The 6,489-nt window shown below is 52.1% G+C and carries 7 protein-coding genes; 1 reads left to right on the top strand and 6 read right to left on the bottom strand.

The genetic code is table 11. The features are described 5' to 3' along the window. A partial coding sequence (locus LKE28_06615) for a hypothetical protein (GenBank protein MCH3907910.1) occupies positions 1-219 on the top strand: 219 nt, incomplete at its 5' end. Between the two features lie 40 nt (positions 220-259). Here LKE28_06615 and LKE28_06610 read toward each other — a convergent pair. From LKE28_06610 to LKE28_06585, 6 genes are all read right to left on the bottom strand, one after another. Further along, entirely contained in the window at positions 260-808 is a 549-nt protein-coding gene (locus LKE28_06610; protein ID MCH3907909.1) for a class I SAM-dependent methyltransferase, read from the bottom strand. Positions 809-1,272: 464 nt separating this feature from the next. Next, positions 1,273-2,772 carry a transposase gene (locus LKE28_06605; GenBank protein ID MCH3907908.1) on the bottom strand — a complete coding sequence of 500 codons (1,500 nt, stop codon included), beginning with the start codon at positions 2,770-2,772 and terminating at the stop codon, positions 1,273-1,275. A 306-nt stretch (positions 2,773-3,078) separates the two neighbouring features. After that, positions 3,079-4,077, bottom strand: coding sequence for a hypothetical protein (locus tag LKE28_06600; GenBank protein MCH3907907.1), 999 nt, complete (start codon positions 4,075-4,077; stop codon positions 3,079-3,081). 294 nt (positions 4,078-4,371) lie between these two features. Beyond that, positions 4,372-4,962, bottom strand: a complete 591-nt coding sequence (locus LKE28_06595; protein MCH3907906.1) for a GNAT family N-acetyltransferase — start codon at positions 4,960-4,962, stop codon at positions 4,372-4,374. Positions 4,963-5,037: 75 nt separating this feature from the next. After that, positions 5,038-5,379 (bottom strand): YbaN family protein, encoded by a 342-nt coding sequence (locus LKE28_06590; protein ID MCH3907905.1) that lies wholly within the window; start codon positions 5,377-5,379, stop codon positions 5,038-5,040. Between the two features lie 402 nt (positions 5,380-5,781). Next, a complete protein-coding gene (locus tag LKE28_06585) occupies positions 5,782-6,477 on the bottom strand; it encodes a DUF4386 domain-containing protein (protein MCH3907904.1) in 696 nt (231 codons plus the stop codon). Positions 6,478-6,489: the final 12 nt, after the last annotated feature.

Raw genomic sequence — 6,489 nt, 5'->3', positions numbered from 1 at the left:
TTCTCAATCAAGTACATACTAGACAAACAAAAGAATCCCCGCGGGCAATTGGATGAGGAAGAACGAAAGGAATTGACAGAAAAAGAACTCCTTTTCTTTGGGCAAGATGAGGCCGACAACAAAATTACGAAGGCAATCAACGATGCAATAACAAGGGCTGAGAAGCTTGCCTACCCTGTTTTAAAGACAAAATATAAGAAAAAGCGAATAGCCAACTAAACCAAGAAGGTAGTTAACCGTTACAGGCCAAAACAGGGGGTCAGATTTTCCGTGAAGTGAAGTAGAGAAGCGACCCGTTTTCTTCAGGCAAAGGGGAAAACGTCATTCCCGCGTTGGTGAAAAGGCTTCTCAATTCTTCTTCCATGAACAATGTCCCGGTGATGCGGCTCCCTTCCTTCAACCGGCTGGACTCTGGAACCACACAGACGAACTCCCCCGTGGGTTTGAGGTTCCTCCGTATCTCGGCAACCACCTTGCCGGGGTCGCCAAAGAAATTGAAGGCAAGGATGCAGGTAACCACATCAAACTGGTTGTCCCCAAACGGCAGGTTTTTTGCATCGGCGACAATCAGTTCATAGTTCAGGAGCTTCCGCCTGGCGAACCTCCTGCGGGCCACCTGGAGGAGATGCGGGCTGATGTCCGTGCAGGTTATCTCATTGTCGGCGGCCAGACAGTCAATCACCATCCCGGTACCGGACGCGATGTCGAGAACCTTCATCCCATGTATGCCGGACAACTCTTCCCCCAGGATAGCGGCATGTTTTTCATAGGAGGAGCCGAATTTCTTGGAGAACACATTGCCTTTCATGATGTTGTCATAGAAGGGGGGCGACCAGGGAACCGGACTAGGGGGAACCCTTCACTTTCCTGCCGTTTGCCATCCGGTACCATATTCCGCCTGTTTCCTTCAGCCCGACACGTTTCTCAACCATACAGTCCTTCCTTTCTTCTGAGAAAATTCCAATGACTACTCATATTACAGGACGGCAGAATGAAGTATGTTACTGTTTGTAAAGCTCCACAGGGCCGACTGTGATGCCCGACGTTGAGATAGAATAATTAAGGGTGGAAGAGGAGGTTTTTACAAAATGATAAGTACCTGATCCGTCAGATGGAGAAGAAAGCGTAATCGTATATTCCGTATCTGTTGAAGTCTGACTTACGGAATCTCCAATACTATTGCATAGTTCTTTGAAATTAACAGTGAGGCTGCTGTTTGTATTGATCACATTATCTGACGTAAATTGAATACAACTTTCCCAATGAGTGAGACTATACGTGCTTGATTTTGGCAGGTCTGCCCCGCTTCTTCTTGGGTTGCAGCTTCTGTGTGGGATGGATGTCCAGCCGTTTGAGAATCTCCTCGTATGAGGGGTTGATCCTGATCAGACGCCATCCACAGCCCGGGTCGTTGAACATTTTCGCCCTTGCCAATATTTTCATCACTTTCTTGTAAGGCATCTGTTCAAGCAGCTTTGCCTCGTCGAATGCACGGATCATCCGGAAGGTGAGCACCGAGGAGAGGAAGTCGCAGAACTCGCTTCCGATCACGCTGTAGTCGTCGTGCACGCGCGTCTCGTCGAATTCGAGGGCGGACTTGTAGAAGCGCATGACCAGCTCGATCTCCCACCGCTTGGAGTAGGCCTTGTAGATGGCCTGTGCGTCGGTGTCCAGGTCGCATTCCAGGACCACGGTGCCGAACACCGATCTTGCCTTCTGCAGGTCGGCAAGGCTGTAGTCGTTCTTCTTCCTGCTCCTCTTGAGCCAGTCGGATTCTTCCTTTGCAGCCCTGTATGCATCGCGGAACGAATAGAGGAACCTGCCGTCGGCGGCCTTCTCCTTCCTGTAGGTTATCCCCTCGTACCCGCCCAAGAGGGCGGTGAACTCAAGCATGTGCAGATCCGAGGCTATCCTGGAGTCCCTCTTCAGCGGATTGAGGTAGTGGAGGTCGGGATTCTCCTGGAAGTGCTTCTTCGCGGCCGACTGGGGGAATCCCTTGTCGGCGACCACGATCCCTTTCGTTATATGGTGTTCACAGATGAATTCGCTGTAGGCGGTGACGTCGAGCATGTTGCCGGGGAAGCATTTGGAGCATACCGGCTCTTCGGCCTCGAGGTCGAAGGCGTACAGCACCGAGATGTCCCTCGTGCCCTTCGTCCGGGCCTTCCTGGAGAAGTCCGAGAGCGAGTTGACCCTCGACTCGTCCGATTTCAGCGTCCCGTCGATCAGCAGGTGGTGGTCCAACCCCACACGGGCGGTCCTGCCGCGCATGAACAGCGTGATCTTGGAACAGGTCCGGCCCAGGTCGTTGAGGAACGCCGATACCGTGTTCCTCGAGAGGGCGACACCGGGATACAGCTCGGACAGGAAGCTCTCCTCGTAGGCATCCTTCAGCTCGCAGTCCTTTATCCCACTGAAGCAGACCCTGAGAGTGGCGATGCACCAGATCTTGAGTGCGTCGTCGCTGCTGTAGACCTCGCGAAGCTCGTCGACCATGGAGCCGAAGAGCTTCTGCGCAAGCATGACGTTGGCCCAATCCTTGAGGTCCACCGCCGATTCCGAGACGGGAGGGCATGCATCCTCCTCCAGGGGGACGTACCTGAGGTCGACGATGTGTCCGATGGTGGGCCCGTTGACCGGGAGCCTCCTCTGCCCGTCGCTCCTGCATCCGACCCTTGCCCTGACGGCATACCGGTCGCGGTTCTTCCCGTATGCGATGACGATGGAATTCTTCGGCCGGTCGACGGCAAGGACCTCTTTTGGAATCGGCATGCTGCCCTCCTGTGTATAGTCCTAATTATACGATTATTAGACTATATTCACAAGAGAAGGACGGGCTGGAATGCACCGAAATCCAGGAAATCCATGGTGATTTCTCTGGCATGATGAGGAAAATGTAGCGATGAGTGGGCCCCTGACATGCATGACTATTGGAAAGCCTGGTTAAGGGGACAAGAAACAACAAATTCTAGGTTGCTGTATAGTCTAACCGATTGGGAAAGTTGTAAATTGAAATGTAATAAATCCGAATCTGCACCGAGGTGATGGAGAAGTGCATTTGGAGGCTTGGAATGCAGTTTATCTCCGATAACGGAGCAAAACAGGGAAGTCCATTGCTCTGGACAGCAACTTTTCAACCTTTTCGTATTTGTTTTCCGGCTTGTTCATGATCACCGAGAACATATTGAGATAGCCCTGCAGTTCAAACCTCATGAAACCGGAATGCGCGCGCAGGAACAGTTGGAGAAGCCTGCAAAGGTCGTTTATCGGGTCAAGTGGATTGTCGTCGTCAGGCAGCTTCTTGATTTCCCTCGAGTCATATACCTCACTCTTCAAATTCAGTTTCTCCACCAGTTTCCGGTGGGACTTTTCCTTGTCGTGCACCAATGTGGAACCTGGGGCGATATGACTTGAAAAGGCGTCCAGGGTTTTCTTTCCTGACGTCTTGCCTGTCCCCTCGAAGACAAACATCGACTGTCCGTGGCTGTCACGGGCGACGCCTATGCAAAGCTGGTTCCTGGAAAGCCCCCTATACTCTGTGCCGTCATCATGGTGCTCGATATCGTCTGACCTGACCTTGCAGAACGTCTCGTCAATCCATATGCGGTCCTTGAGGACAACCTCGTCCTGGATCCCCTCAAGCAACAGGAATGTCTTGTCCATCCAATACATCGTCGTATTGTTGGAATTCCTGTTGACCTTTGAAGTTAGGCCGAAACTGCCGTACCCGAATATGTCCAGCAGGAACCCGATCCATTCGGAAATCGGTATCTTGTGGCTGTCGAATATGGTGTTCGTGATGGCGGTGAAGCGTCTCCCGCATGCGTTGCATTTGAACCTGGCGATACCGCCGCTCGATTTCCCGTCTTTGACGATCTTGTCGGACCCGCACATCCTGCAGGTCTTCAGCTCGTACGAATTGATGAACTCGGATTCGTCCATCTCCTCAAAAGTCGGGTGCCTGTGCGCGTAATCCCTCTCCGTACAGCGGTCTATGAAAGATTGGAGAGGTGTCGGATTCTTGTCCTCTGTCCAGGGAGTCCTTCTTCTTGACTTGGTCTTGATGTCTCTTTTCATGGGTGGTAGTCCAATGGTACTCGGGAATGACTTGTTCTTGGACTACCACATCTCGTAACAAATCATTCCTTCGTACGTAGCAAAGTATATCAGCTGCCAATGGTCGTTTTCAATCAATCTATCAGATGACGTTTATCACCTCGGTGCAGATTCGGATTTTAAATGAAAAATCGTATTTCCCGAAAGAACGAACCACAGGCCCGCCCTCGGTGACGTCCCGTGGAGAGGATTCCTAAATCCTTGAACCAAATCAAGACAGGAATCCCGGATACCTTTTCATCTGCTCTATGGAATTCAGATGCCTGCTTCCACGAAATGGATGGGATGTGCATCCCAGTACGCCGTGTACACGCTCTCATCATGCCCATCGAAATGCAGCTGATACATCCGGAAGACAACCCATATGCCTTTCGGCTGCCAATGCTCCACGTAGGAGTATTGGTACCGCATGCCGATCTTCTTCATCACCGCGGCGCCGCGAGGATTGTGGACGTCACGGGTGGCGGTAACATACGGCAAGCCGTCACGTTTCACCTGGTTAACGACCATCCTGCAAGCCTCGGACACAATCCCTTGCCCCCAGTACACCTTCTTCAACCCGTATCCCAAATCATGGCTGTCATCCATCGTGACATTCACATACCCGATGGGGATGTCGTCCTTCTTCAAACAGATGGCGTACGCATATCCCCGTGGCTGCAGGTATACCCTTTCATAGCGGTTTTGATAGAACGTGGCGGCGTCTTCCAACGACTGCAAGGGGAACCAGGGAAGATGGGTGTTCACGTCCCTGTCCCCGAAGATGTCCAGGAAAGGCTCCCTGTCATCCTCGGTGAATTTCCGGATGATCAAACGATCTGATGTCAACGTCGGGGTATTCAGCATGATGATGCACAGTGTACACCATTTCCCTGATGGACGGAGGAGGACGATCATCATGTCTTGTCCGCCATGACGTGCTCACGCAGGCTCGTCGTCTCTTTCTTCACCACTCCCCTCGTTCCCCTTCTTTCTGAAATACCGGGGAAGAAGAATCAAATGGCCAAGGAATACGGCGACCAACGTGATCCGCACGGGAAGATTGTCGATCAGGATGAATGGAATGGACAGGAGAATGAACACCCCGCACAGCACCTTGATCTGGTTGCGTGCCGACATCTTCTTCTCCACGATCATCTCCTGGATGAATTTCCGGTAAAACCGATTATGCATCAAGTACTGGTGCAGCTTCTCCGAACTGTTCAGCCAGAAGAAGGCGGTTGCGATGTAGAACGGCGTGGTGGGCAGCACCGGCACGAACATACCGATGGAACCGAAACGCGAAGGTTATGCATCCAAGTACGGCAAATACGATTCGTTTCATTCTCAAATTCCCGTATGGTTTGCGTGTTGCAACCACACACATCCTACCATATCCAAGCAGGGGATGCCAGAACCACCACCTTTGCAGGGCAGTACCCTTCACGTTCATCGCCCATGGAACATCAAGAGGAGGAAGGGACCAAAGCGCTCAATCTCATCTCATGGTTGTTGGGGAATGAGGGCATGGACTGATTGCAGGCGAAACCAACCGTCCTGCACGACATGTGATGCGGACCGCTTCACGTTTCCATTTCCACCACGAATCCGCCAAATCCAGGAATGAAATCAAGCAAAAGTGAGGGATAGAAACCGTCCAAAGTTGCCAATAGAGAGAAAGCCCGTTCACGACAACGGAGGTATCTTACTGTACTCCTTGACCAACAACACCAAAAACACCACCCAGGGGATCAACGAAAGAAGGGAAAAGACCATACCGACCATGCCAAAGGTCGAAGGAACCAGCATCAGGATTCCGGAGACCAGGCCATAGACACCGATGGTTTTCGTAAAAACGGTGCTTTCCAGCATGGCCCAGGCATACAGCACCAGGGAAATGCCGTTGAGGATGTAATAGACGATGAACGCCGTACCGGTGTATCCCGCCATCAACGCGTTTCCAACCACCAGCAATTGGGGGCGTTCTGATGGCTGCGCCAACGCAAATTCCTTGCTCAACGCAAACATTTCGAAAACGGGATTGGAAGGAAAATAACAGGCGATCCCGACCAGCCCGATGACGAACGCCAGAGCACTTTTCTGGGGCGCTTCCGAAACAAGCCGGAAGGAGAGGGACAGGTACAGGATCACAAGGATCACCGTGTTGATGAGATACAGGAAATCCATGCTGAGGAAGCCCAGAAGCCAATTGTCCTGGAACAGCGTGAGAAATCCTTCCGCCGAATCCGGCGGCGGGAACGCCGTGAAGACGGCGATCTGGACGGGGATCAAAGCCAGCATGATGACGGCAGCCACCATGGCGGTATGGGTGAGGAATAACGGGGATTCCCGTTTGACGGAAGACGAAATGGGGTGTTGCATGAAAGACATCCT

This window comes from Sphaerochaeta sp., assembly GCA_022482495.1.
In the GTDB taxonomy this organism is placed as follows: Bacteria; Spirochaetota; Spirochaetia; order Sphaerochaetales; family Sphaerochaetaceae; genus RUG023.
The sequence above is the reverse complement of the archived record's forward strand: the minus strand, read 5'-3'. Positions and strand labels throughout refer to the sequence as shown.